The organism is Weissella minor (genome assembly GCF_001437425.1).
GTDB classification, from domain to species: Bacteria; Bacillota; Bacilli; order Lactobacillales; family Lactobacillaceae; genus Weissella; species Weissella minor.
This window is the reverse complement of record NZ_JQCD01000017.1, coordinates 1-24660: the sequence shown is the minus strand read 5'-3', so window position 1 is coordinate 24660 and position 24660 is coordinate 1. Positions and strand designations below refer to the sequence as shown.

General features: G+C 37.7%; 31 protein-coding genes and 2 tRNA genes. All 33 read left to right on the top strand.

The window, feature by feature from the left end:
* The gene (locus IV67_RS01420; protein WP_057786402.1) at positions 1 to 819 is read left to right on the top strand and encodes a hypothetical protein; all 819 of its coding nucleotides are present in this window, start codon (positions 1 to 3) and stop codon (positions 817 to 819) included.
* Positions 806 to 952 carry a hypothetical protein gene (locus IV67_RS09190; RefSeq protein ID WP_157050266.1) on the top strand — a complete coding sequence of 49 codons (147 nt, stop codon included), beginning with the start codon at positions 806 to 808 and terminating at the stop codon, positions 950 to 952. Before IV67_RS01420 ends, IV67_RS09190 begins: the two co-directional genes overlap by 14 nt.
* 50 nt (positions 953 to 1002) lie before the next feature.
* Complete coding sequence (locus IV67_RS01415; RefSeq protein ID WP_057786400.1) at positions 1003 to 1515, top strand: hypothetical protein; 513 nt, start codon at positions 1003 to 1005, stop codon at positions 1513 to 1515.
* An 82-nt stretch (positions 1516 to 1597) separates the two neighbouring features.
* Positions 1598 to 1774: a hypothetical protein gene (locus IV67_RS09185; protein ID WP_157050265.1), complete on the top strand. Its 177-nt coding sequence runs from the start codon at positions 1598 to 1600 to the stop codon at positions 1772 to 1774.
* A 153-nt stretch (positions 1775 to 1927) separates the two neighbouring features.
* Positions 1928 to 2356, top strand: coding sequence for a hypothetical protein (locus tag IV67_RS01410; protein ID WP_057786398.1), 429 nt, complete (start codon positions 1928 to 1930; stop codon positions 2354 to 2356).
* Entirely contained in the window at positions 2356 to 2592 is a 237-nt protein-coding gene (locus IV67_RS01405) for a hypothetical protein (RefSeq protein WP_057786396.1), read from the top strand. Before IV67_RS01410 ends, IV67_RS01405 begins: the two co-directional genes overlap by 1 nt.
* Positions 2593 to 2594: 2 nt before the next feature.
* On the top strand, positions 2595 to 2876 hold the full coding sequence (locus tag IV67_RS01400; protein ID WP_057786394.1) for a hypothetical protein: 282 nt from the start codon (positions 2595 to 2597) through the stop codon (positions 2874 to 2876).
* A gap of 149 nt (positions 2877 to 3025) precedes the next feature.
* Complete coding sequence (locus IV67_RS09545; RefSeq protein WP_269082753.1) at positions 3026 to 3154, top strand: hypothetical protein; 129 nt, start codon at positions 3026 to 3028, stop codon at positions 3152 to 3154.
* A gap of 27 nt (positions 3155 to 3181) precedes the next feature.
* Positions 3182 to 3370, top strand: coding sequence for a hypothetical protein (locus IV67_RS09180; RefSeq protein ID WP_157050264.1), 189 nt, complete (start codon positions 3182 to 3184; stop codon positions 3368 to 3370).
* Between the two features lie 2 nt (positions 3371 to 3372).
* The gene (locus IV67_RS01390; RefSeq protein WP_057786390.1) at positions 3373 to 3591 is read left to right on the top strand and encodes a hypothetical protein; all 219 of its coding nucleotides are present in this window, start codon (positions 3373 to 3375) and stop codon (positions 3589 to 3591) included.
* A gap of 94 nt (positions 3592 to 3685) precedes the next feature.
* Positions 3686 to 4408, top strand: coding sequence for a hypothetical protein (locus IV67_RS01385; RefSeq protein ID WP_057786388.1), 723 nt, complete (start codon positions 3686 to 3688; stop codon positions 4406 to 4408).
* Between the two features lie 178 nt (positions 4409 to 4586).
* A complete protein-coding gene (locus tag IV67_RS01380; protein WP_057786386.1) occupies positions 4587 to 5000 on the top strand; it encodes an ArpU family phage packaging/lysis transcriptional regulator in 414 nt (137 codons plus the stop codon).
* A gap of 121 nt (positions 5001 to 5121) precedes the next feature.
* Positions 5122 to 5189, top strand: a tRNA-OTHER gene (locus IV67_RS09175).
* A 599-nt stretch (positions 5190 to 5788) separates the two neighbouring features.
* Positions 5789 to 5861: transfer RNA gene (locus IV67_RS01375), tRNA-Lys, on the top strand.
* Between the two features lie 94 nt (positions 5862 to 5955).
* Complete coding sequence (locus IV67_RS01370) at positions 5956 to 6849, top strand: ParA family protein (protein ID WP_236698226.1); 894 nt, start codon at positions 5956 to 5958, stop codon at positions 6847 to 6849.
* Between the two features lie 8 nt (positions 6850 to 6857).
* A complete protein-coding gene (locus tag IV67_RS01365; protein ID WP_057786382.1) occupies positions 6858 to 7262 on the top strand; it encodes a hypothetical protein in 405 nt (134 codons plus the stop codon).
* Positions 7263 to 7264: 2 nt separating this feature from the next.
* A complete protein-coding gene (locus tag IV67_RS01360) occupies positions 7265 to 7924 on the top strand; it encodes a hypothetical protein (RefSeq protein WP_057786380.1) in 660 nt (219 codons plus the stop codon).
* Positions 7925 to 7992: 68 nt separating this feature from the next.
* The gene (locus IV67_RS01355) at positions 7993 to 8322 is read left to right on the top strand and encodes an HNH endonuclease (RefSeq protein ID WP_057786378.1); all 330 of its coding nucleotides are present in this window, start codon (positions 7993 to 7995) and stop codon (positions 8320 to 8322) included.
* A gap of 109 nt (positions 8323 to 8431) precedes the next feature.
* A complete protein-coding gene (locus IV67_RS01350) occupies positions 8432 to 8752 on the top strand; it encodes a P27 family phage terminase small subunit (protein ID WP_057786376.1) in 321 nt (106 codons plus the stop codon).
* Entirely contained in the window at positions 8749 to 10437 is a 1689-nt protein-coding gene (locus IV67_RS01345) for a terminase large subunit domain-containing protein (protein ID WP_057786374.1), read from the top strand. Before IV67_RS01350 ends, IV67_RS01345 begins: the two co-directional genes overlap by 4 nt.
* Positions 10438 to 11547, top strand: a complete 1110-nt coding sequence (locus IV67_RS01340; RefSeq protein ID WP_057786372.1) for a phage portal protein — start codon at positions 10438 to 10440, stop codon at positions 11545 to 11547.
* Positions 11528 to 12286 carry a head maturation protease, ClpP-related gene (locus IV67_RS01335; RefSeq protein WP_057786370.1) on the top strand — a complete coding sequence of 253 codons (759 nt, stop codon included), beginning with the start codon at positions 11528 to 11530 and terminating at the stop codon, positions 12284 to 12286. The genes IV67_RS01340 and IV67_RS01335 overlap by 20 nt, the downstream gene beginning before the upstream one ends.
* Positions 12287 to 12305: 19 nt before the next feature.
* Positions 12306 to 13382, top strand: coding sequence for a phage major capsid protein (locus tag IV67_RS01330; protein ID WP_057786367.1), 1077 nt, complete (start codon positions 12306 to 12308; stop codon positions 13380 to 13382).
* A 113-nt stretch (positions 13383 to 13495) separates the two neighbouring features.
* A complete protein-coding gene (locus tag IV67_RS01325; protein ID WP_057786365.1) occupies positions 13496 to 13816 on the top strand; it encodes a head-tail connector protein in 321 nt (106 codons plus the stop codon).
* A 58-nt stretch (positions 13817 to 13874) separates the two neighbouring features.
* Positions 13875 to 14207: a hypothetical protein gene (locus IV67_RS01320; RefSeq protein ID WP_057786362.1), complete on the top strand. Its 333-nt coding sequence runs from the start codon at positions 13875 to 13877 to the stop codon at positions 14205 to 14207.
* Positions 14194 to 14622: a hypothetical protein gene (locus IV67_RS01315; protein WP_057786360.1), complete on the top strand. Its 429-nt coding sequence runs from the start codon at positions 14194 to 14196 to the stop codon at positions 14620 to 14622. Before IV67_RS01320 ends, IV67_RS01315 begins: the two co-directional genes overlap by 14 nt.
* 80 nt (positions 14623 to 14702) lie before the next feature.
* The gene (locus IV67_RS01310) at positions 14703 to 14990 is read left to right on the top strand and encodes a hypothetical protein (protein WP_236698225.1); all 288 of its coding nucleotides are present in this window, start codon (positions 14703 to 14705) and stop codon (positions 14988 to 14990) included.
* 3 nt (positions 14991 to 14993) lie between these two features.
* Positions 14994 to 15620, top strand: a complete 627-nt coding sequence (locus IV67_RS01305) for a major tail protein (protein WP_057786356.1) — start codon at positions 14994 to 14996, stop codon at positions 15618 to 15620.
* 50 nt (positions 15621 to 15670) lie between these two features.
* Positions 15671 to 16075 carry a phage tail assembly chaperone G gene (gene gpG / locus IV67_RS01300; protein ID WP_057786354.1) on the top strand — a complete coding sequence of 135 codons (405 nt, stop codon included), beginning with the start codon at positions 15671 to 15673 and terminating at the stop codon, positions 16073 to 16075.
* A 41-nt stretch (positions 16076 to 16116) separates the two neighbouring features.
* A complete protein-coding gene (locus IV67_RS01295) occupies positions 16117 to 16299 on the top strand; it encodes a hypothetical protein (protein WP_057786353.1) in 183 nt (60 codons plus the stop codon).
* A 15-nt stretch (positions 16300 to 16314) separates the two neighbouring features.
* A complete protein-coding gene (locus IV67_RS01290; protein WP_057786351.1) occupies positions 16315 to 20661 on the top strand; it encodes a phage tail tape measure protein in 4347 nt (1448 codons plus the stop codon).
* Between the two features lie 8 nt (positions 20662 to 20669).
* Entirely contained in the window at positions 20670 to 21410 is a 741-nt protein-coding gene (locus tag IV67_RS01285; protein ID WP_057786349.1) for a distal tail protein Dit, read from the top strand.
* Positions 21410 to 24660 (top strand): phage tail spike protein (locus IV67_RS01280; RefSeq protein WP_157050262.1); only part of this gene is annotated, 3251 nt, incomplete at its 3' end. The genes IV67_RS01285 and IV67_RS01280, both read left to right, overlap by 1 nt.

Genomic DNA, 24660 nt, shown 5'->3' with positions numbered 1-24660 from the left:
ATGGCAAAGATGACTAAAATTAGAAAACAAAGGTTTACGATGCTTTCCAATACGGTTATTGAGGACGAACGGTTAACTTGGAAAGCTCGGGGAGTATTTCAGTATCTTTATTCAAAATCTGAAGACTGGCAGTTTTATGAAACAGAGGTAGCTAAACATTCTGAAAGAGATGGGCGTGATAGTTTACGTTCAGGGCTTGAGGAACTGGAACGTTATGGCTATCTAAGGCGCAAACGTAGTCGTAATAAGCAAGGACAAGTTACAACTTCTGATTGGTTTATATCAGATGAGCCTATGTTGGATTTTCCTACACAGGCTGAGCCAACACAGGGTGAGCCTACACAGGCTAATCCAACACTACCAATTACTGACTTAACCAATACTAATAAACCAAATACTAACAATACTAAGGATGATGATGAACAAGTCATTAATACAAACGTGAAAAAAGCATTCAACGAAAACAAGCTGCAAAACCAAAATGAATATTCAGCAGTAGTGACGAAGCGATTATTGCCGTTAGTTAAAAATGTTGATTCAGTCAAAGAACTAAATGCAATGTTTGATGATGCATTGAAAGACGCAATAGACAAAACCAATCTAGGTAAAGTTCAGAAGCCAGTCAGTTATGCAATCACAATTGTAAGCAACGCAGTCGATTGGGGGGCAAAGAATTATGATCAGTTTATGAAATTTAACAAGAGTGAACAGCAAATGCTAAATCAAGATTCTGTTCCGCAAATTGTGACTGATATTGATATACACAGCCTAGATTTAACGCAATTACGGAAAGAGGAACAAAACAATGAGCGAATATAGTGAGTATAAAGAATGGCTTGAGTCTCATGGATGCCGTACTTGGGATGAAATGGTTTTAGAATACGGTGAACAAACAGCAAAAGTATTGTATGCAGATTATCGTGCAGATCAGCACCAAGATAGATTGTTTTAAATAATAAGGATAGCGAAAGCGGGTAAAGCGGTGGGGATTAGGAGAACAAGGTGGGAATCAAACAGATAGAAACCTATCAGATTACAGAACATGCTAAGCGACGTTTACATGAGCGGTTTATGACAACGAGTAGTCACATTACGGCCTGGTTGTTGGCATTTAATAAGCATGCTGAAAAGATACAGGACCAATCAGAAGGTAAACAACTTTGGCGAAGTAATGACGTGTTTATGGCGATTAAGCCTAGTTCAAAGACAATTCTGACGGTATACCTGAAATCAGAACATGTTGACATCGAAGATGTTGTGACTGATAAGCAAGCACAAGTGGACTTGGAACAAATGGCATTGGGAAAAATTAAGCACAAGCAAATCCAATTTGGATCAGACATGTACGTGCCTTTGATGAATTTGGACTTATTAGCCCATCAGTTGCGTTCTGGTGATGATGTGAATAATGTATCAGAATTGTACGAAAAGCTCGTGAGCGGGATTGATAGGGTGGTAGAACAACGTGATAAAGCAAATGCGTATCTTATTGATATGCAGAAATTAATTAAGTAGGAGAAAGCATGATTTGGTTTTTATTAATAGGCTGGGGCAGCCTAATCGCATTATTTATTTGGTTAATTCGGAGGATGGATAGATGAGCAAGACGTTACGAGAGACGTTAAGCGAACGAGCTACAGAACGTATCAGCTGGTTAGCCAAGCGACAGAAGAAAAATAAGAATGATGACCTATACGCAGAAGGCGCAATTGATGCGTACAGCGACATGATGTACTACATCGATAAATGGTTGATTGAAGCACAAAGCAAATAAAGGCGATTTGAGAGCTTTTAATGTAAAGTGGTGTATTTACCCTCGGTGAGGTAGAAACGCTATCAAACAAAGCGACAATAGGGTGAAAACGAGTTTAAAACGCATCCTGTGCTTAAAGGTGTAAATGCAAGACAAGATAAAAGGAGAGTAAGCATGAGTGAAGACAATTTAGAAGTAGTATCTCAAGAGATGATGGATGAGCTTGAAGAATTTTGTAGGGACGGTTCTCCTTTTGAGCTTTTCAATCGTTATCATCGTAGTATGTTATCTTTTACATACCCACAATTAGCTAACTATTTATATAAAAATACTCTCAGTGAACAAACACAACTAAAGCTCATTAAGCACGTTTGGTTAAACGACCCACAATTCAAAGCAGAGAAGCCTAAGAAGTGGATTGTGCGGAGTATCAATCATGATGGAGAAAATCATTATAAATACCTAATTTATTCAGAGGATACAGATTTACCAACATATGAAATCGATTATGATTTTGTTGGTCCAATTGTTAAATTCGATACCAAAGAAGGAGCAGAACTGTGGACGAATCCAGAAACAGAAGCAGTTGAGGTGGAAAAGTAATGACAAAATTTGATGATTTTTGGAATTATATTAACAGCATGTTGGAAAATGCAAACGATGAACTTAATTATTGTATTCGTGGTCTAGATGGTGATGAGGAATGTAACGAAGATAACCCAGGTACTACACACGAGGATTGGGTGGCTTCTATTCATTACGCAGAACAGGATATAAATGAACTAGAAGCTGCTAAAAAAATGTTAGAAAGATTCGAGAAATCTTTGGAGGAAGAATAATAATGACATTGGATGAAGCGATGAAACAGATTAACAGTTATGATATTGAACCAGAATACAAAGCGATTATGGCAATGTTAGTAGACAGATTATGTGACACATATGCAAAAGCTGTTCCGGTTGAAAAAGAAATTGCGATGGCTATTATGAAAATGCGAGAAACTGATGGCATTGGAATTGGTATTGTGGATTATCGAGGAGATAAACCAGAAGTGTTGTTGTCAAACGAACATGGATACGCCGACGCATTCAAACATCCTGAATTAATTGAGGTAGAGGAGTAATGAAAAAGTTAGTATTAATATTTTTTTCTATCATAGCATTCAGCATATTTAGTACAAACAGTACAGTTACGGCCAGTGATGAAATTAAAAACACGTTACTGACTTATCAGATTAAACGTTTTTCAAATCTTAAAGAAGTGAATACTTTTATGTCTAAGCATAAAGGTGCAACGCTTGTGGGATATGATCGTAAAACAGAGACACGTTATTCTGGTCAAGTAGATGATGCAGCAATTTACGAGGCTGATGAAAAATACATCGTACAATACCCACGATAATCCAGAATTGATTGAGGTAAGTGACTAATGCGTAAGTATAAAGTAGTACCGTGGGGTTATAGATATTGGATTATTAAATATAAGAATAAGTTTTTCTGGCATACCATTAAGGAGGAGGTCCCTTATATGGGTCAAGGTGAGACTTATTACATGGATTCATTATTTGGAACTGAGCAAGAAGCGTTAGATTATATTGAGAAGTTAAGAGGTAAGTGAAGATGATTAAAAATATAACTAATTGGATACTGGCAGTAATCACAATATTTTTTTGTCTATGTTTTTTAGCGGCTGTAACATTAACACTGTTCGATTGGGTTTTTGAGACACTAGACACATTTGACTTAGTTCTTGCAGGAATAGTGACGACGATGCTTGTTGGACCATTTATTTATGAAGAAATCAGTGAAGGTGCATCAGAAGACGATGATGAGCTATGAATGAACAAACATGTACAATGCAGTTAATTTAAAACTAACAAAAGAATAGAAATAATCAATTGAAATAGATTAAACTGTAGAAAGGAGCGGCAATATGAATGAATTGATATATAAGCAATTTGAAAAAGACCGTCTAAGTGGTATGACACTACGTGATATTGCAACCCAATATAGTCATGGAACAGATTACTATATTAGAAATGGATATGTGGAACGGTTCAATGATGAACATCCTGATTTTCCAGAATTACGTGGACGTAGAGCGCATGATTATGAAGTAACATCAGCACGTACTTATCGAGGGAAGTTAGACGAGGAAGAGTATCGTGTATTTGAAGAACGGCGTTTGGCTGGGGAAAGTATTGACGATATTTCACGTAATAGGAATCGTGGAAAAGGTTATTACTATCAAGGTGGATATGTCAGACGTTTTAATCGTGAACATCCAGAAATGAGAAATCACAGAGCAAAAACTTTCAACAAAAATAAACGATTAACAGCGATTCAGGTATATGACAAATACATTGATTATCATCGCCAGGGATTGTCTATTTTTGAAATTGCTAAAAAGTTGAACATGGAAGTTGCTGCTTTAAGACAAATTGTTACTAAAAAGAGTTATGAGGCAGGTTTGGCATATGCTGATCATAGTTTAGCTAATGCAGTAATGCGTGCAAAAAGCCGAAAAGCAAAACTTAGCTTGATTCATGAATTTAGAATTGAATTGATCGCAGATTATGGGAAGACGTTGATGGATGTACCGGACGAAGAGCCTCGATTGTTAGCATTGCAATTGGCAAATCAGACTTTGAAGTAAATAAAAACACCACTTAATGGGAAAGTGGTGTTACATGGATTGGGCTATATAGAGTTTGTTTAACAAGGAAAAACTACAATCCATGCATAGCTATCATAACACAAAAAATGCCCAGCTTTTGCTAGACGCTCTTCGAATTGATTTGAGTAATTCAATTATACCATGGAGGGCTTAGGGAGTGGCGTTATTACCAGAGATTGATGAAGAAAAGACTATTGCAAATGTACGGGACTTCTTTGAACACGATTTTAAACGATTGCAGAATATGGCGCACATCTCTTATGTCAGTATTAAGTCGCCCATTATATCAGGAATGCCAACAGGGAGTTCTGTGAGCAATTCTAATGATGATAAGCTAACCAACTACTCATACGCAAGAAAAACGTTAGATGACATCGTCAGAGCTTGTGAGGCTATGTCGTTCCCTTATCGTGATGTTTTAGAGTCGAGATACTTTAAAGGGCTTAGTTGGATGCAAGTAACAGAACGATTAGGATATTCCACAAGTCGTGGACACCAGTTGATCAATGATTCGTTCTTACAGTTTGCTGAAGCATTTTCAGATATTTATGATTATCGAGTTTTTAAATAATTGGACATTCTATGGAGGATTATCGGACACCGAGTGGAGACGTTAGGTGTTATTATAGTAGTGTTGAATGATTAGGGCGAGGCCATTTGACGTGAGTAATGAGAATCCTTATAAAATGGCAAGACACGTAGCTTAATGGTAAAGCCACATACTTAGGTATCTTTGCAGGTTTGATTCCTGCCGTGTCTGTTGCAGCGTCGGCTGTATATTTGAATAACTGGCAAGCATTCATTGTAAAATGGAATCCGGTGCTTGCTTTATACACCGTGGCGGAATAGGTAGACGCACATATAACGGGTATGCAGCCCCAATGCTGAAAAGCTGTATGTAAGGTGCAAATCCTTACCGGTGTATTTATCAATAACGCGAAGGTCTGACTTAATTGTCTAGGTTCCGATGGCATCAGCGTGCGTACGGCGACTGTGAGTTGTTGATAATATTGTTAAGGCAATCGTGGCCTTAACATGTACATAAATCCTAGAGTGCACATGTGAGTGTCATTTAAAGACATCGAGTGCTTTACGCACATCCAAGAATGACCAAATGACCTCACACAAACTTAAACTATGGACGAAGTCGCTGGGTTGTTAGTCCTAAAGTCCTTATGGCTCACGGAGATAGTCTCAGAAGTGAGTGGGCAAAATAATAACGCTGCTGTGCGGCGATATTCCTGCTATTGGGTGTAAACAATAGCGTATGCTCTGACAGTAGTACAATACTGTTAATCGTTCAGCTTAGCTTGTGGACTACATGTACTGGCTATAGTCTAGATTGTTGAATGATTTGTTGCTTCTATAGCTCAGTTGGTAGAGCAGTGGACTTTTAATCCTTGGGTCGTAGGTTCGAATCCTACTGGTAGCATTGACAGTTGCAAAAAATGCAACAGTCGACCATATTCATATTTTTGGCGAGTTTACAGCTCGTCTTTTTTGTTGGATAATAGGTAAAAATGGATATGGAGAATATTGTAGATATGGGAAAGGTTGTTTCATTCGTAAATATGAAGGGTGGTGTAAGTAAGACTACTCTGTTAAAAGAACTGGCAGTATATGCATCAACCATAGATAAGAAGAAAGTTTTAGTAATAGATGTGGATCCACAAATGAATTTAACGCAGTCGTTGTTTTTAAAATATGGATACGCCGCAACTGAAGAAGTTGCTGAGGAGATCGAACGTGCAAATCGAAGTGACAAAAAAACAAATTCAAAATTAATTGTCAGCAGGGCGAGTATTGCAAATATTTATAAACAAACGAAAACGGGCGATATTCTTTATGGTGATGCGATTTTAGATTTAGATGATAACCTTTCAATTATTCCTGGAGAACTAGGGATAAATTTTTTACAAAGAAATACTGATAGTAAGACTATTGAAATAGGGATAGAAAAATTTATCCGAACCAAAAATTTAAAAGAGAAATTCGATTATATATTTATTGATTGTCCACCTACTTATTCATCATATGTAACAGGCGCTTTAATTGCTAGTGATGCATATATTATACCAATTAGGACAGAATTTTATTCTATTTTAGGTGTTAATATGCTCTTGAGTGTTGTTCAAGCTGTGCAAGAAGAAGATGATCTAAGATTTAAGTATCCACTTAAAAATTTGGGTATTGTATTTACAGCTGAAAAAACGCATGAAACCACTGGTAAAATTAATTTAAAGGATGATATATTAAATAGTGAAAAATTAGTCAATGTCCCAAAATTTAACAATGCTTTTAAATATAATTCTGAATTTCCTAAAAATTTGGCATACACGATAACAGATTCGAATGCTAATAATTCTAAGCATGATTTAAACGAATTATACAAAGAATTCATTGAAAAAGTAGAAAAATAGGAAATATTATGGAAAATAATAGAGACTTCACTTCTGAAATAAGTGATTTAAGGGAATTTATAAAATATCAGGAACATTTTGGTAATTCTAATTCATTAGTACTTTATGGTGGTTTTGCCGCAGTGATTCTATCAAAAAATTTATTTCCAAAAAATTCAGATATTAAAAAGTTTTTGGAAATAAATGGAATATTTTTAAAAGAATATGTTTATTCTAGTCGAACTCAGCTTATTGCGAGAATGATTAGAGTTGTTCAAAAGAATTCTTTTGAAGAAAATAAAAAATTAGTTACCGCACTTGAGAAAGTGATTATCCAATATGAATTAGAAGGTAATAATGAAAAAAAACCAGAAAAAAGCAACAAGAAAAATACTGTAGACCAGTTATTAACACAATTCGGACGACATGAATAAATATGGAAAATAAGAAAAAAGAAGAAGTTAATAAGGTAATTGATTGGTCTGAGAATCACTTTCCAAACTCTGTTTTACCACTCAATTCGATGAAAGCAAGTATTAAATACATAATTTTATGTATTGATATTTTTGACTTTTTAATTAGAATTTCTGATGATGACGATTTTCAAAAAATCCTTACGGAAGTAAGAACGGTATATATGTGGTTGATGTACTATTTATTGAATTATAGTGATGTTGCGTATGAGAGTTCAGTGAGGTCTGCCGCTGAGTGGACTATGAGACTTTGTGTTAAATATGCAGACGGGCAGATTACATTTTTAGAACTTTCTAATATGAATCATTCGAGAATGTGGCAAATTCTTAAAGACACACCATATTTTAAAGACAAAGATCCGCTAAATAATATCAATAATTTATTTGCCAAATCGTCAAGTAATATTCATCGTAGTCAATTTAGTAATACAATGGTTGTTAATTTTTTGAATGACATAATTAAAACAAAGAATAACAAAACAATCTTGAAAATTAATAAGGATATTAAGTATTTTTATGATTTTATCGTATCTGAAGTATGGCGTAAAAAATTATCTAATGTTGACCAGCTAACAATAGCTCAAAAAATTGAATATAAAAATATAAACGAATCCCTTATTTAAATTTAGAAAAGAGTAATCATTAAGTTGGTTGCTCTTTTTTTGTACACAAAATTAGGAGGTGATGTTATGTGAGTGAATTACCTAAAACATTTTATGATAAAGCAGACAGAGTGAAGTTCTATAACTCAAGGCGATGGCGCAAGCTTAGAGATGAAGTAGTTGACCGTGAACATCATGAGTGTAAGGAATGTAAAGCAAATGGCATCATCACTACTGATAGACAAGATGGTGTAGTGCTTGAAGTAGATCATATTCATTCAATTATTGATAGACCAGACTTAGTATTAGACGCTGATAATTTGCAGGTTCTATGCAGGCTACACCACAATGCTAAACATGAGAAGTACAAGAGCATGCTCAAAAGTCACAGAAAAAAATCTGATGAGTGGTTCGGCTAAGCCCCCCCTAAGAAAAAACGCTCAAAGAAGAACGGTGGAAACCGGGGGGATGGGCTCGATTTCACCAAAAATCGTAAAAATTTAGTAGGAGGGGGGTGTTAACAGATATATGGCAAAATCTAAATTCGAGAAAAGCCTGTATGACGGTATTGAAAAGGTACGAGAGGTCACTGAATATGATCAAGAAATGATTTCTAGATACGTTAAATTTAAGCAAAATCTAGATGAATTTGATAAAGATATTGCAGAAAATGGTGTCATGATAACAGTCATTAATAGTACACAAGAATATCGTAAAGTTAACCCCGCTGTTACCGAAAAAGAGAAAATTAATACTGCAATGAATGCTATTTTAAGAACGCTTGGTTTGGATGCAAAAAGTTTAGCTGAACAAGGAAACAACTCCAGTCAGGGAGGTGGCTTGCTATGATCAGCAATAAATATGTAAATGACTACATTGAATCTTATAAGAATGGCTCAATTAGATTAAATACACGTCGTATTAAGCTGGTAAATCGGCTGGAACATGATGTGTTAACTCGTGATGATTTATATTTTGATGACAAAAGAATTGATGATTTAATCGCATTTTCTGATAAGTATTTCTTCGCGCATACTGATTTTCAAAAATTTTGTGATGCATTACTGTTTTTATATCGTAAAAGTACAAAAGAGCCATTCTTTGACCGAATTCTCTTGGTTTTAGGACGTGGTGCAGGTAAAAACGGATGGCTTTCAACAGTTGCGACTTTCTTGGTATCTGAATTGAATGGTGTTAAGAACTATAACGTTGGGATCGTCGCAACTTCTGAAGACCAAGCTATGACATCAGTTGATGAAATTAACCAAGTGATTGATGACAATCCACAAATGAATAATTCATTTGAAAGTTTAAAAAAATCGATTGCAAGTAAAACGATGCATGGGAAAATCACGCCCCGTACGTCTAACGTCAAAACTAAAGACGGTAAGCGAGATAGTTTAGTTGTCTTTGATGAAATACACGCTTACGAAAGTGACGCGATTGTCAATGTTTTCGAGTCTGGACTGGGTAAAGTGCCTGAGTCACGGTCTATTATGATTGGTTCAATGGGATATGTTCGTGGTGGATTCATGGATAAAAAACTAGATTTGGCTGACAAAGTTTTGAATGGTGATAGGCCGATGGATACATTGTTACCCATAATTGCTCAACTCGATGATGAAAAGCAATTAGATGATCCAGATAATTGGGAGTTAGCCAATCCTATGTTTGTTAAACCGCTGTCAGATTATGGCAAGAGATTATTTAATAAGGTGAAGAAGCAGTATCAAGAAACGACAGAGAGCGATTCACAACGAGCTGAATTTTTAACCAAGCGTATGAATTTACCAGCTACGGACACAACAAAAAGTGTGGCAACCAAAGATGAGATTTTGGCAACTAATGTAGAAATTGAAGTGCCCCAAGGAGCTATGGCAATTGGAGCTGTAGATTTCTCAAGTGTGCGCGACTTTACGGCAGTTGGGCTGTTATTTAATGTTGATGGAAAATTTGTGTGGAAGACGCATAGTTTTGCTACTAAGAAATTTGTTGAAACGCATATGGGTTACAATTTGCCAGAAACTGAGATAAAAGGTAGCCGAGTATTTGCGCCATTGAAGGATTGGGAGTCTCGTGGTGATTTAACCATATTAGATTCAGAAATCATTTCGCCTAGTGTTGTAGTAGATTGGTTTGATACTCGGAGAGAAATATATCAGATTACAAGGATTGTGATTGATACTTTTAGAGCAGACTTTTTAAGACAAGCCTTCTTAAATGCAGGATTTGATAATTTTGATGTCATTAGAAGCCCACGTTCTGTAACATCATTGCTTGCACCAAGAGTTGAGGCTGGGTTCGCTAATCGTGAATTTGCTTGGGGAGATGTGCCAATTATGCGTTGGTATACATGGAATGTGTTAGTCAAAGTAAAGCCCGATGGTAACCGCGAATATTTAAAGAAAGAAGAACGACGTCGTAAAACTGATGGTTTTATGGCGTTTTTATATGCACTCTATCGAGCTGATGAATTGGAAGAGTCATTCAATTTAGATGAATCGATAAACTTGATGATGGAGGTGAATTTCTAGATGGGAATTTGGAATAAGTTGTTTAATGCTAATGCGCGTGATCCATCCTATGACAAAGAAACGGATGTAATATTTGAAAACTTCTTTGATGATGTTAAAGGCACTCTTAATGATTACGGGAAGACTATTGCGGCTAATTTTATAGCTCGAACTTTTATGGAAGTCAAAGTCATGAGTGGTAATGAACTTATTGATAAGCGGTTGAATTTAAAACCAAATAAGAATCAGAATTCAGCAGAATTTTGGCGAGACATTGTATATAAGTTAATTACTGATAATGAAGTTTTGGTGATATTGAACGATTCTAAGGATTTGTTAGTTGCTGATTCATTTGATACAGAAGAATGGACTAATTTTGGTGATAAATATAAACATGTCAGAGTGAACGAGTTTACGTTTCAAAGGGTGTTCCAAGCTGAAGATGTGTGGCACATTACGCTAAGTTCTGAAAACTGGCAATCTGTTTTTAGTGGCATGAATCGAGAACTCGATACACTTTATAGTTATGTTTTAGGAAATGCAAAATTGAAAAATCAGTTACGAGCTGTTTTGTCAGTTGATGCGAATGGAAATCTAGCCAAGGATGGGCAGTCTGAAAATATCAACAACGTTATTGAAAAGATTCGCAGGTCTATTTCAAATAATCAAGTGGCAGTATTCCCCGAGTTAAAAGGCCTAACCTATGAAGAAAAGTCTAGTCAAGGTAATGTTAATGCGACGAGCGGAACAGATGAAATTACGAAATTAAAGCAGATGGTTGTATCTGATATTGCGAGTGCTCTTGGTGTTCCTGCAGCATTGTTATTTGGGACGCAAGCTGATAATACAGGAGCTCTCTCCTTGTATCGTCAAAATGTTGTCCGACCAATTAAACATTTGCTTGAAAGTGAAGTATCTAAAAAGTTAGCAGTAGATGTTTCGATGTCCTTTAAAAAAGACCATTCGATTTTGGATGAAGCGGAACAAGTAGAAAAATTAATTTCGTCGGGTGTATTAACTCGCAATATGGTCGCCGATTTTTATGATTTGCCACCTATTGAAGGTGGAGATCAATTGTTTGTAACTAAGAATTATGCAATGAAGGGAGGTGATGAAGATTCTGGAGATTAAAGGAACAATTGTGGATGATGAAACTGCAGTGATGGCTAGGCAATCCGGTAAAACAGTGACATCTCCAGCTGATGTAAAACAAGCCTTGGCTAATGAAGAAGCCGATTCTCTTGATGTGTTTATTAATTCGGGTGGTGGAGATGTGATGGCTGGTAGTGAGATATATGCCACACTTCGAACATCAGAAAAAAATATTAACGTTAAAGTTGTAGGATTGGCGGGAAGTGCTGCAAGTATTATAGCTATGGCGGGAAATAGTGTGGCTATTAGTCCATCGGCGTTCATTATGATTCATAATGCGTCAACACGGAACGCTAGTAGTGATGCATTTTTAGAAACGATTAATCAAGGGATGCTAAATGTGTATGCCCTTAAAACTAAGTTAGAACGACAGGAAATTGAGAACATGATGTCTCAAGAAACTTGGATGACAGCCGGACAAGCTGTAAATCTAGGCTTTGCAGATAGCATGATGTTTGAAAATGAAGAAACTAGCCAATTGGTGGCAGAAATGAAGGATAAAATCATGGATGAAGATAAGACCCCAGAAGTAAACAACGCGGATGTATTGAAGTCAATTGATGCGCATTTGGCAGCTATTGAAAAGGCATTGACCAAGAAGGCAGACCCGAAGGAAGATGATGAAAAGAAACCAGAAGTTGAAAAGCCTGTGGCACAATCCGATGTAGAAAAGATTGTTGCGGATGCATTTTCAAAGATGTTTGGCCTTGAAGCCTAATTATTAAGGAGAGAATATTATGAATTTAGAAAAAACGCCACAAGAGCAATTTGAAGAAAAGATTAACGCCATGGTAGTCGATATGGTTGCTGATGCACAATCTGGTAAGGCAGCAGACGTAAAGATGACTGCTGAAGAACGCAAATTCTTTGCAGATATTAATACAAATGTTGGAACTAAAGATACACAAGTGTTGCCTGAAGACACCATTAATGAAGTGTTTAATGGTCTGACTGAAGATCACCCATTCTTAGCAACTTTGAATATGCAAAATACTGGCTTGCGTATGAAAGTTATTAAGGCTGATACATCAGGTAATGCAGTATGGGGCGACATTTTCGGCGACATTAAGGGGCAATTGGATGCTACATTTGTAACAGAAGATGCGTTGCACCATAAGTTAACTGCCTTTATTGCAATTCCAAAGGATCTGACTGACTTTGGTCCTGAATGGATTAAGAAATTTGTTACTACTCAAATTACTGAAGCAATGGCGGTTGCGCTAGAAGAAGCCTTTATTAATGGTGATGGGTCTAATCGTCCAATCGGTCTGGCGATGGACATTTCAAAGGGACAAGTGGCCAATGGTGTTACAACTTATCCTAAGAAGACCGCTGCCGGAACAATTGATTTTTCTGATCACGATAAGGTTATTCAAGATGTTGCTCAAATGGCCCAGGATTTGGCAATTACTGAAAGTGGAAAGATGCTACCTGTTGATAATGTGGTCAACTTGGCAGTCAGTCCTGCTGATTATCACATCTTGCGTGGAACATTTATGATGCAAAATGCGGCAGGCGTTTATGTTGAAAACTATCCTTTGGGCATCAAGGTAGTGCCTGCAACTGGGGTGGAAAAGGGAGAAGCGATTGCGTATATCCCAAGCCGATACGATGCAGCAATTGGTGGTGGTTTGACGATTTCAAATTATGACCAAACTTTGGCAATGGAAGATATGAATCTAAACATTGCAAAGCAATTTGCATACGGAAAGGCTATTGATAATAAAGCGTCTCGTCTTTATAAGATTACTTTGCCTCAAGTATTAGGGGGTGCAGGCTCAAGCACTACACCCACAGAAAGTGGCGCTAAGTAGCAGTAATACTGTCGCTGAAATTATAGATTATTTAGACCAACAGCACATAGACCATACGGGGGTTACACGTAAGGCAGAGTTATTGGCGTTGATTTCTAATTAAGGAGGCAGATATGGAGTATAAAGAATTGAGCGAGCCAACTGATGCACTTGCACTGCTAAAAATGTTAAAAAAGCGATTGCATATATTTCATGATGAGGAAGATGAAATGCTAAAAGACATTTTAGATGCTTCGGTTGAAGTTGTTACACAATTTACTGGTGTGACAAATCTTGAAAATGCGACCTATCGTAATTTAATTTTAACTAGAGCCATGTATGTGTTTAATGATCAGGCTGAGTTCTTTTTCGAGAACTATCGAACCGAAATTAATGATTTGGCATTAATGGATGGGGGTGAACACGTTGCTGAACAAAAGACAGCGAACGCGTAACTTAAGATATCAATCAAACGAATTAAACACGCCTGTTAAATTGTTCAGAAAAGAAGAAATGGATGATGGTGGTTTTTCCGGGGTGAGGTATTTACTACATTTAATCAGTCAAAATTTGGCATTGGTGTATAAACCATCGATGAAAGACATTGAAAGTTTGGGATCACGAATGTCAGAAACCAGTTTGACTGTTATATTACCGCAGTCTAATGAAATTACTGTCGACACGTCTCTAATATTGCGCATCGACGATAAACGGTTGGGAGTTGGTTATTTTGATGTGGATGAAATTATTCCAGATATCCAAAATGGCCGATATCTCAAACTTTTAGTCAAACGACATACGCAAGCAAAAGGACAATTTACAGAGGCCAAAGATGGGGAAAACTGAGTTTAAAGTTGAAGGCTTAGATAGTATCTTTAACAATTTGGAGCGCAAATTAGGTCGTGGTGCAATTTTGGAAGCTTCAAATGGCTTTGCTAAAAAGGCTGGTCAGTCGGGAGCTAAGATTGTGAAGGCAGCTGAAAAAGGGTATGCCGATACAGGAGCGACAGTTAAAGAAACAACTTATAGGGTACGAGCGCCATTGGCCGGTGTTACATACGCTGACATCGGATGGAGTGGTCCAAAACAACGTGTTAAATTAGTTCATTTGAATGAATTTGGATATACCAGACGTAAAAATGGGGCACTTCATCGTATTTATCCCAAAGGGCTAGGATCAATTCAAAGGTCGGTTAATCCAATTGGGGTTCAAGCGCGTTTAATTGCAAGACAGGAGGTATTAAAGATATTAAATCGTTAACAATTCCTGATATTTTAACTACTATCAATCAAAATAAGGAAATTCTGAACTTGACGGAAGGGAAAAAAGCGAAATTCTTCATGAATGAAGATGTTGCTCCTGTTCAAGATGGTTCACAAATTATTTTAATTCCGGGTGATTTCGGAAGCCCGGAAGAATGGGCCAGCAATATTCCAAGTAAGCGGAGATTTGAGTTTCAAATTAATGTGGAGGGAAATAGTTTTGCTGATGTGATTGATATTTCAGATAGAATAGAAAACTTATTGATGGACAAAGGCATTCTCAGAATTGGGGATGCCTTTTCTGATCGCATTGATTACTTATATGTCGCTGCAAGGCGATATAGATTTTTTAACAGAGGAGAATAAAACATGGCACAATCACTAACTTTACACAGTGGTATTTTATATGGGTTTGAACGGTTACATGTCTTTTTGTATACCGGATCAACGCCTGAGTACTTCGTAATTGAAGGAAAGGCTGGTGAAGGTGGAACGCAAAAGCTTGAAATTGAAGGCTTGTCTAAAGAGCCTACTACGGTAGCAGCTTCTGATATCACTTACTATTTAGCACGTAAGGGTGTTGGAAAGGTCACTGCTAATCTAACGTTGTTGGATGTTCCTTTTGAACGTGAAAACTTAATGTTGGGACGTAAGACCACAACGGACGGTACTTCATTGATTGGAAAGGAAACTGAGGCGCCTGAAGCGGCCTTTATTGCCGAATCACATTTGGATGATGGAACGCCTGTTTATATTTCGGTCTTGCGTGGTGTATTCCGTCGTGAAAAGACTGGAGCAGACAGCATTGATCCAGATGAAGAGTTTAAGCCAGAAGGTGCGGAGTATGTGTTCACTGCACAAACTTTGATTTCTGATGACAAAGATTTTAATGGAAATACAGTTGCAACTCATATTGGAGATGATGCTGGTAAAGAACATTTGTTTACAGTTCTAGGATTTGAAAAGCCAACCATTCCTGCAGCTCCTGCAAAGTAACAATCGCCGGATTTTTCCGGCATACATAAATAAATGGAGGAATTATTATCATGACTAAAACACTGAAAGTACGGCTATGGGACAAAAAGACCGGTGAATTTAATACGGTGACTCAAACATTTATTCCACTTCGTAAAGTCTTGGATTGGCTTAAGTTAGAGGAAGAGATCGCAGAGATGGTCGATAATCAACAAAAGTTATTTAAGTACTTTGATGATTTAGGTAAAGGGAAGGAAGTTGGCGAAATCCCAGAAACTACGGCTCCTTTATCAGATATTGAAATTTTTGAACGACGTATTCAATTAATTGCAGATTTATTTGATAACAAAGAAGTCACGTATGATGCACTGCTCGATAATGCAAATGCTATGGATAAGCTAATTGTTGATGTTCAAGAAATTGTAATGAATCAGTACAGCAAAGCAGACGGAAGTAACGATTCGGGAAAAGACTAAGCCCTTCTGAAGCCAAAAAACAAATTTCTAAGACCATTAAGATGTTAGAAGATTTGTTAGCTTCGGTCGTGAGAAACATGCCTAATTTCTCGATTAATGATGTTTTGGAATCTGATACACGTTTATTAATGAAATTGTTGTCTGATAAAAAGAGCGAAGAAACAAAAGAGAAAAAGACGGTTGATTTTAGTAAGATGTCGGCTGAGGATATTGGTGAAATATAACAGGAGGGTAAAAATATGGCAGCAGGAGATATGGATTTAGGAAAGCTTAAAATTAAGGTTGGCCTAGATGGCGCTGGTGTGTCGGATGGCGTTAATAAAATCGAAAGAGATTTAAAAGGCGGGGTACGACAGTTTTCTAGTTTTTCTTCTGCTGTTCGTCGAGGTGGACAAGAATTAGCGGTTAATCAAGCTAAGTTGAGAATGTTATCAAATTCTATCCAAGATCAAGCAAAGATCACTCAAAAATATAATAGTGTATTGGGCGATAGCAGTAAGATGTCAAAGCTAACCGCCGGGGAACAACAAAAACTCCGGACTGCTTATGATGAAAGCAAAGCTAAACTGAATGGTTATTCAAATGAGTTTGTTGCTACATCAAAAGAAATGGCAGTGATGCAAACAAAAACTACCGGTGTCACGGGGACGATGTATAAGCTTGGTACTGGTGCAACTGAAATAGGGGGAAAGTTAACTAAACATGTCTCTGTCCCATTGGGAGCAGTTGGAGTCGCTGCTTTGAAAACAGGATTTAACTTTGAAGAAGGTATGAGTCGAGTGAAAGCTGTTTCTGGTGCATCCGCTGGAGAAATGAAGCAGTTGACAGCGCAAGCTTTAGATTTAGGTAAAAAAACTGCCTTCAGTGCGACCGAAGTATCAAAAGGTATGGAAAACATGGCTTCCGCAGGATTTAATGCTAAAGAAATTATGCAAGCAATGCCCGGGGTTCTAGACTTAGCAGCGGTGTCAGGTGGAGACGTTGCTGCGTCTGCTGATGTTGCAGCATCAACAATGCGAGCCTTTGGTATGGATGCAAGCCAAGCTGGTCACATGGCAGATGTGTTTGCAGAAGCGGCAGCAAAAACTAATGCTGAAACTGCTGATATGGGTGAAGCGATGAAATACGCTGCGCCTGTTGCTCATCAGTTAGGAATGTCTGTTGAAGAAACAGCAGCAGCTATTGGAGTTATGTCGGATAACGGTATTAAGGGGAGTCAAGCTGGAACCACTTTGCGTGGTGCCCTTACAAGATTAGCTAAGCCGACAGCAGCGATGACGGACACAATGAACGAATATGGGCTTTCTTTCTTTGATGCGTCTGGAAAGATGAAGCCGTTCGGCATTATTTTGAAAGAATTACAAGGCAAGTTAGGTGGTGTTGATGATAAAACTAAGGCTGCCGCATTAACAACATTGTTTGGTAAAGAAGCTTTATCAGGAATGATGGCATTAGTAGGCACAACGCCAGGTAAATATGATAAGTTGACAAACAGCTTGAAAAATTCAGATGGTGCGGCTGATAAAATGGCTCGAACCATGCAAGATAATGCCAAGGCATCTATTGAACAAATGATGGGATCGTTAGAGACTGCCGGAATTAAAATTGCTGGACAAGTAGCTCCAACTATTCGTGAATTGGCAGACTTTGTTGGAATGTTGGCGGATAAGTTTAGTGAGTTGAATCCCACTGCACAACGGATTCTCGTTCAAATGGGATTGTTGGCCGTTGCTGCAGGACCAACATTAATGATATTCGGAAAGTTAACCACTGGTACAGTTGAAATGATTGCGGCTTTTAGAGGGATGCGAGCCGGCGCAGCAGCAGCACAAACCATTGCTGCATTAGGGGGAACCGCAGGCGCGACAAGCGGAAAAATGGCAGTTCTAGGAATGGGAGCTGGAAAAGCGGCAGGCCTACTTGGAGCATTGAACCCGGTCACTTTAGGTGTAGTAGGAGGCCTTGCTCTGTTAGGCGGGGGGTTGGCCCTTACAGGTAAATTATTTGCTGACCATGTATATGCAACTCGTTGGGGAGATGGCGTGAGCGCAGGGGCAGCTAAAGGTCTAGATGGTGTACAACATGCTCAACAAGGTATTAGTGATGCTTTAGCTAAAACTGGAAATGATGGTCGAACCGCTTCAAAAGATGTGGGAGATGCGTTTGATAAGCTTGCGGGGGCTGTTGAAAAAGCGGCGAAGAAAACTAATTCTGCGCTTGAAAAATCTTTAAAGGATTATCCACCAGAAGTACGTGCGGTTATGGAAAAAGCTATTAGAGCAGAACAAGATGCCAATAACAAGCGAGTTGATGAAGCGAAGAAGTTGGCTGATACAGTTGGTAAAATTGAAAACCAAAAAGGAAAGCTTACACTAGAACAACAAACTTATGTTAATAATGCCCGAGAAAAGATGAATGAATTAGCAGTGCGATCGCTGGGCCTAAGTGGTAAAAAGCAAAAAGAGGTACTAGCAGCATTAAATACGGATGTTGATAATATGTCACGTAGTTCGCGAACGAAGGCTGTCGAAAACATTCGGGGAACGTTAGAAAAAACAGAACAAGCCTATAATAAGCAACGAGAAGGAATCAAAAAAGCATATGATGCCGGTATCATTGATTCAAAAGCATATCACGCAGCTTTAAAAGAATTGGATTCACAGCATGCAAAGTCAACAGATGGCATGATTGGTCGTATGTATGAATTGATGAAAGCAAACGGGATGTCTACTAATGAGATGGAGTTGCAATTCGGACTTATGGGCGTCTCTTTAAATGATGCTCAAAAAGCGTATGAAAAGATGTCCAATGGAGCTAACAAGAGTGCCGGAATGGTGATTGATTCAACCTCAAAGATGAGTGAAAAGACCCGCAGTGCGGTTCAACAATGGAATGGTTTAGTGTTTGACGAGAAGACAGGAAAAGTCAAGACTAACGCCAAAGAAGAGGTTGAAAAAGCCATGGCTTCCGGTAAGAACTGGAACAACTTAGTTCTAGCTGCCAAGCAAGCTAAAGTTGGATCTAATGCACGTAAGGTGTTTTTAGAAGCGGCGTTAGAGACAGGTAAATGGAACAAACTATCGATTGCGGAAAAGAAGGCGACTATTAATAGTAATGTTGGTCAAAAGATTGCAACCGATAAAAGCACGATTAATGCTTTCAATAAGATGTCCATTCCAGCTAAAAAGATTATTACGACTTCAAACACGCCCGAAGAGATTGAAAAGGGATTGAAAAAAATTGGTGAATGGAAAAATGCACCAGCACCAATTAAAAAGCTGATCACCGAATCAAATGCACCAATGGTGACCGACGCCAGCAAAATGAAGATTGATGGTTGGAATAACTTAAAGCCAGCAACGAAGAAATTGTTGACTGAAGATTATTCATCAGAAAACTTTAAGGCGGCAATCAAAAGCCAATCAGATTGGAATGCCCTGCCCACGGATGTGAAAGAGTTATTGGCTAACAATGAAAATGCTAAACACGCTTTGAGTGAGGCAAAGATTAATATTAAAGACTACAACAACACACCTACAAGCATGAAGATTCTACGCGGGAAAGACGCCAGTGTTCAAAAAGCGACTTTGGGTGGAAAGAAAAGTATTCAAAACTTTAACCGAACTAATCCCAATATGAAAATCTTGAAAGGTAATTCAAAAAATGTAGATAATGCTAGTAAAAAAGGTAAGTCAAGTGTTAATAGTTTTAATAAAACTAATCCTAAAACCAAGAAATTAAACGGTAATTCATCAAGCGTTGATAAAGCTTCTAATAAAGGAAAAGGAAGTATCAAAAGTTTCAATGGTACGAATCCAAAACTTAAGAAGCTAAATGGTAATTCTAGTAATGTGGACAATGCTTCAAAGAGCGGTAAAGATGGGATTAATCGGTTTAATGGTACGAACCCTAATACGAAACATTTAAGAGGGGATTCATCCAGTGCTCGAAGCGCCAGTTCTAGTGGTAGAAATGCCATTTCATCATATAATGGTAAGTCAGTACCAACGAAGCGAATAAATGCTAGTTGGCAGGGTGGCGGTGCTGTTTCTTGGGCAAAACAAGCTCTGAATAGCGTTCACAATGTTACACGTTATATTAACGTCATTACGAAACACTTCAGAGCTGGTGGTGATCCAAACTTTACGGGTGGAGATGTTACCGTCAATGACCAAAAAGGAAGCCTATATAAGGAATTGATCGTTAAGCCGAATGGCCAAGAAATGCTATTTTCAGGGCGTAATCGTAATATTAATCTTCCCGCAGGTTCTACCATTTACAACGCTACAGATACGAAACAAATTTTGGATGCTCGTAGAAATATGGATGATGTGCAAAGCTTAAGCCAAGTTGGGAAAAATCAGGTAAATACAGCGCCTAATGCGGATGTTGTTAGTTTGTTAAAGCAACTTAATCAAACTTCAAATAGTGGACTAGGGCAGATTGTTCAGCTCTTAGAATTGGCAAATTCAGGAACGGCAGGAAATGGGAATGCTATATCTCAAAACACAGTTAATGAATTGATTGATGCGCTAAATAATAGAAGCGGTCAAAGAATTACACAACGGAATAATAATAGTTTTTAGGAGTGAGCATGAAGACCGAACAAGGATTGATATGGAACGGCGTTGATTTAGAACAAAAAATCCCTGAATATTTAACGTTAGATTCAACTGGCCGTGATAATTATTCACGTAAAGTTAATAAAGTAGATGCGCCAAGGGATGGTGATATTGTATTAAATGCTTTTTTGAATTCTCGTCAAATCGGGGTCAATTTTCTACTTAAGGCTGCAGACAAGAAAAAACTTAATCAATTATCCGATAAATTAAAGGCACTGCTCCAAGGAGAAGCGGTGCCTTTTAAATTTGGTGACGAGCTTGAATACACGCGCTATGGAACAGTTGTAGACTTTAATTTACCCTCGGGTGATTCAACAACACCAGTGGGTTCGTTTACGATTGAAGCGTCTGATCCATATAAATATAGCGGTACCAAAATGCTTGAAACGAAAACTGGCGGATTAATAATAGATGGATTAAATGTATCGTCTCCGGTTAAACCAGATGTGATTACCCTGACGACAACAACTAAAGGGAAACCAACAATTTTGTTCGATAACAAATATCGGATTGAATTTGACATTGCATACCCTGCGGGACAAGTGATTGTCATTAATCTGAAGAATAATACCATAACGAGAAGTGGTGTGAATGAGTATCAACACTTAACGATCGCTTCAAATGTGGCAGATTTAAAGTTGGTAAACGGCATGAAAATTTCTAGTAATACGGTCGATGACCTAAAAATTCAGTACCGGGAGAAGGTGATTTAATGTTATATGTATTTAATAATTCACAGAAATTATTAAAAGCTTACGGAGATGATGCGTTTATTGAAATGCACCTAGAAGAGGCGATTAATAGTGCTGATGAATTAACCTTTAGTCTCCCAAAAGAATTGAAGTTACCGGATGATGCGATGTATGTTGCGGTTCCTTATCCTAATCAAATTGAAAAATATTCATTTTTGATGTTGGGCGACGTGTTCAATAAAGCTGAAACTGTTGAATATCAAGCGTCTGAAATGGCATATACAGAACTAGCAACTTACAAATACATTAAAGATGTACGTCCACAAAAACGTACGCCTGGAGAGTTAGTAAGCATTGCCATTAGTGGTACACCGTGGTCTTTAGCTAAATGTAATGTGGATGGCTCTTATTCTACAAATTTTTATTATATTTCACCCTTTGAAGCTCTTCAAAAAATTCTAGAGTTGGCCAAAGGCGAAATTTCATTTTATATAACTATTGAAGGAAATAAAATTACTGGTCGATACATTGAATATTTAAATCAACAAGGGTCAGATAATGGCTATAGATTTGAGTATGGTAATAATCTTGTTGACGTTTCTAAAGAAGCTAATTTAGGTACGATATACACGGCTATTGTTCCTCGTGGAAAGGGGGAATTGATTGAAGACGAGAACCCTGATACGCCAGATGGTTACGGTCGAAGAATAACAATCGCCAATGTTGCTTGGTCTAAAAGTAAAGGGAATCCGTTAGATAAACCACTTAAAAGTGAGGTGTTGATTGATCCGAATGCTAAGGCCAAGTTTGGACAATTAGATGGCACCAACCGATACTTGGTAGAAGTATTTGAAGATATTGAAGAACCTGAGCAACTAATTAAAGCTGCATACCGTCGTCTAAATGAGATCAATCATATTCAAGTGGAGTATCAGGCACAAGTTGTAGATGGTCATCAATTGAATTTGGGTGATACGGTAGTTGTGAAACGCAATGATAACCGGGATTTAGATTTTAAGACGCGAGTTTTTAAGATTAAATATGATTTATTATCACCCAAGAATGCACAATTATCTCTGGGTGATAACATGTCGGGGCAGAGCCTTGAAAGTAAAATTAAATCTATATCTTCAAGTAGTTCAAGCGCAAATGATAAGTCATTATGGGCCATGCAAAACGGTGATGGGACAAGGACTTTCTACTCTGATAAAAAACCTGTTAGCGCTAAAGAAGGTGACTTGTGGTTTAAGGAATTACCTAACGGTGATGTTGAAGTTTATCGATATGAAAAAGGAGAATGGGTTCTAGTTCTTGATCCGGCTACCGGGGAACGCATTCAAAACGAAGTAAATGATGCACTTCAAAAAGCTAAAGAATATTCTGAACAATTAAACCAAAAGACGAATGAGAATATTGGAGAGCTTGAAAAAACAGTTAACAGTGGATTAGCTGAGATTCAACCCAAAATTGATGCAGCAAAAAAAGATGCTATTGATACATCGCAACAAAAAGTTGATGCATTGAACCAGCAAGTTACCAAAGATTTACAGACTGTTCAACCACGTATTGATAAAGCGAAACAAGAAGCAATGCAGGATGCGTCGCAAAAAATCTCAAAGGTTGAAATCAAAACGGATAGTATTACAAGCATCGTTAACAACCCGTCAACAGGTTTATCAGCAACTCGAGTGCAATTAGATAATGCGATTCAACAGGAAATTAAAGATCGCAAAACTGGTGATACAAATACCCTAACTCAAAGTAAGAATTTTACGACTAGTCAAATTGAAAATTCTGAAAAAGGTTTGAAATCAACGATTAATCAAACTGCGGATGGCATTATGGCGAATGTTGGACGTCAGAACTTGATTGTTGATTCAAGTTTGATCGAAAAAATGAGTTGGTGGAAATCAGGAAACTGGAAGGGCAATCCAAATACGGCAAAGAATGGCTGGTATTGGGCTGGTCTCACGCTTGATCAAGGGATTTATTCTTTAGGGATTAATAACACAAATGAAGACGCGGGTTATGCTTTTGTTGTAAGTCAACCCATTAATGTTGCCAATAAATCTAAACAGTTATATGCCAATGTTGATGTGCGGGTTCAAAAAATAGGTGCAGAATCTTCAGACTATTTGATTGTCTATGTGGTATTTGTGGGCCAGACAGGCAACATGCTCGCTCAATTTAATCTTACTGGAACTTATCAAAGGACGACAGATGGAAAATGGGAATCGCATGCAAAAAACATTGAGATTCCTGAAGGTGCTACTAAAGCCTATATGCAATATCAACTTCGAGGTAATGCAAATGCATATGTTTCACGTCCGTATATTGGATTTGGCCCCCTAGATGTCGGAAACTATATCCCTGGTCCAGTATCTAATAGTAATACTACACTTGCTTTGTTTGATGACCGCATTACATCTACAGTGACGGGCTTAGAAGGCAAGATTAGTAATGTTACACAGAAAGCAGACAGCATTGCCAGTGTTGTCAACAATCCAACGACTGGATTGTCAGCAACTAGAACACAATTAGACAGTGCGATTCAGCAAGAAATAAAGGATCGTAAAAGTGGTGATACCAATACATTGACGCAAAGTAAAGATTTCACGACGAGCCAAATTAAAAGCTCTGAAAGTGGTCTTAAGAGCACAATATCACAGACAGCTGATGGCATAATGCTAGATGTTTCAAAGGCTAATTTAGTGATTGATTCTAGCTTGACTGAAGGTGTGAAATGGTGGACTACAACTAATTTTAAAGGTTCTAAAGGAAGTGCTAAAGACTGGTATTATAGTGCCGCAACTAGATATAAAAGTATTCCATCTATTGGTATTAACAATACTGGAGAGGGTAATAAATATGCATTCATAACTAGTCAACCAATTGACGTAAGAGCTATTACAACAATTTATGCAAATGTTGATATATTTGTTAGATCTATGGGCACGACCAGTAATGATTATTTAATTGTTTATGTGGTATTTATGGATAAAAATGGGAACCAAGTTGGCGATTATAGCAGCGGTTCTTTAGCTGGAACTATTACAAAACCTCAACCATGGACGTCATATACCAAATCATTTACGGTTCCTAGTGGTGCAGTAAATGCATACATTCAATATCAACTTCGAGGCAATGCCAATGCGTATGTTTCACGTCCGTATATTGGATTTGGCCCGTTAGAACTTGGAAGGTATATCCCTGGTCCAGTCTCAAATACGGACACTTTTTTATCGTTGTTTAATGAAAATTTTGGACTAGG

What these genes read in the sequence shown, in the direction of transcription:
- IV67_RS01330 (WP_057786367.1), top strand. Translation starts at nt 12,306, where the DNA reads ATGAATTTAGAAAAAACGCCACAAGAGCAATTTGAAGAAAAGATTAAC.
- IV67_RS01295 (WP_057786353.1), top strand. Translation starts at nt 16,117, where the DNA reads ATGTTAGAAGATTTGTTAGCTTCGGTCGTGAGAAACATGCCTAATTTC.
- IV67_RS01390 (WP_057786390.1), top strand. Translation starts at nt 3,373, where the DNA reads ATGATTAAAAATATAACTAATTGGATACTGGCAGTAATCACAATATTT.
- IV67_RS01310 (WP_236698225.1), top strand. Translation starts at nt 14,703, where the DNA reads ATGAATGAAGATGTTGCTCCTGTTCAAGATGGTTCACAAATTATTTTA.
- IV67_RS01290 (WP_057786351.1), top strand. Translation starts at nt 16,315, where the DNA reads ATGGCAGCAGGAGATATGGATTTAGGAAAGCTTAAAATTAAGGTTGGC.
- IV67_RS01365 (WP_057786382.1), top strand. Translation starts at nt 6,858, where the DNA reads ATGGAAAATAATAGAGACTTCACTTCTGAAATAAGTGATTTAAGGGAA.
- IV67_RS09545 (WP_269082753.1), top strand. Translation starts at nt 3,026, where the DNA reads ATGTCTAAGCATAAAGGTGCAACGCTTGTGGGATATGATCGTAAAACA.
- IV67_RS01340 (WP_057786372.1), top strand. Translation starts at nt 10,438, where the DNA reads ATGGGAATTTGGAATAAGTTGTTTAATGCTAATGCGCGTGATCCATCC.
- gpG (WP_057786354.1), top strand. Translation starts at nt 15,671, where the DNA reads ATGACTAAAACACTGAAAGTACGGCTATGGGACAAAAAGACCGGTGAA.
- IV67_RS01400 (WP_057786394.1), top strand. Translation starts at nt 2,595, where the DNA reads ATGACATTGGATGAAGCGATGAAACAGATTAACAGTTATGATATTGAA.
- IV67_RS09180 (WP_157050264.1), top strand. Translation starts at nt 3,182, where the DNA reads ATGCGTAAGTATAAAGTAGTACCGTGGGGTTATAGATATTGGATTATT.
- IV67_RS01335 (WP_057786370.1), top strand. Translation starts at nt 11,528, where the DNA reads ATGAAGATTCTGGAGATTAAAGGAACAATTGTGGATGATGAAACTGCA.
- IV67_RS01405 (WP_057786396.1), top strand. Translation starts at nt 2,356, where the DNA reads ATGACAAAATTTGATGATTTTTGGAATTATATTAACAGCATGTTGGAA.
- IV67_RS01420 (WP_057786402.1), top strand. Translation starts at nt 1, where the DNA reads ATGGCAAAGATGACTAAAATTAGAAAACAAAGGTTTACGATGCTTTCC.
- IV67_RS01320 (WP_057786362.1), top strand. Translation starts at nt 13,875, where the DNA reads ATGGATGATGGTGGTTTTTCCGGGGTGAGGTATTTACTACATTTAATC.
- IV67_RS09190 (WP_157050266.1), top strand. Translation starts at nt 806, where the DNA reads ATGAGCGAATATAGTGAGTATAAAGAATGGCTTGAGTCTCATGGATGC.
- IV67_RS01360 (WP_057786380.1), top strand. Translation starts at nt 7,265, where the DNA reads ATGGAAAATAAGAAAAAAGAAGAAGTTAATAAGGTAATTGATTGGTCT.
- IV67_RS09185 (WP_157050265.1), top strand. Translation starts at nt 1,598, where the DNA reads ATGAGCAAGACGTTACGAGAGACGTTAAGCGAACGAGCTACAGAACGT.
- IV67_RS01325 (WP_057786365.1), top strand. Translation starts at nt 13,496, where the DNA reads ATGGAGTATAAAGAATTGAGCGAGCCAACTGATGCACTTGCACTGCTA.
- IV67_RS01370 (WP_236698226.1), top strand. Translation starts at nt 5,956, where the DNA reads ATGGAGAATATTGTAGATATGGGAAAGGTTGTTTCATTCGTAAATATG.
- IV67_RS01285 (WP_057786349.1), top strand. Translation starts at nt 20,670, where the DNA reads ATGAAGACCGAACAAGGATTGATATGGAACGGCGTTGATTTAGAACAA.
- IV67_RS01315 (WP_057786360.1), top strand. Translation starts at nt 14,194, where the DNA reads ATGGGGAAAACTGAGTTTAAAGTTGAAGGCTTAGATAGTATCTTTAAC.
- IV67_RS01385 (WP_057786388.1), top strand. Translation starts at nt 3,686, where the DNA reads ATGAATGAATTGATATATAAGCAATTTGAAAAAGACCGTCTAAGTGGT.
- IV67_RS01410 (WP_057786398.1), top strand. Translation starts at nt 1,928, where the DNA reads ATGAGTGAAGACAATTTAGAAGTAGTATCTCAAGAGATGATGGATGAG.
- IV67_RS01350 (WP_057786376.1), top strand. Translation starts at nt 8,432, where the DNA reads ATGGCAAAATCTAAATTCGAGAAAAGCCTGTATGACGGTATTGAAAAG.
- IV67_RS01305 (WP_057786356.1), top strand. Translation starts at nt 14,994, where the DNA reads ATGGCACAATCACTAACTTTACACAGTGGTATTTTATATGGGTTTGAA.
- IV67_RS01345 (WP_057786374.1), top strand. Translation starts at nt 8,749, where the DNA reads ATGATCAGCAATAAATATGTAAATGACTACATTGAATCTTATAAGAAT.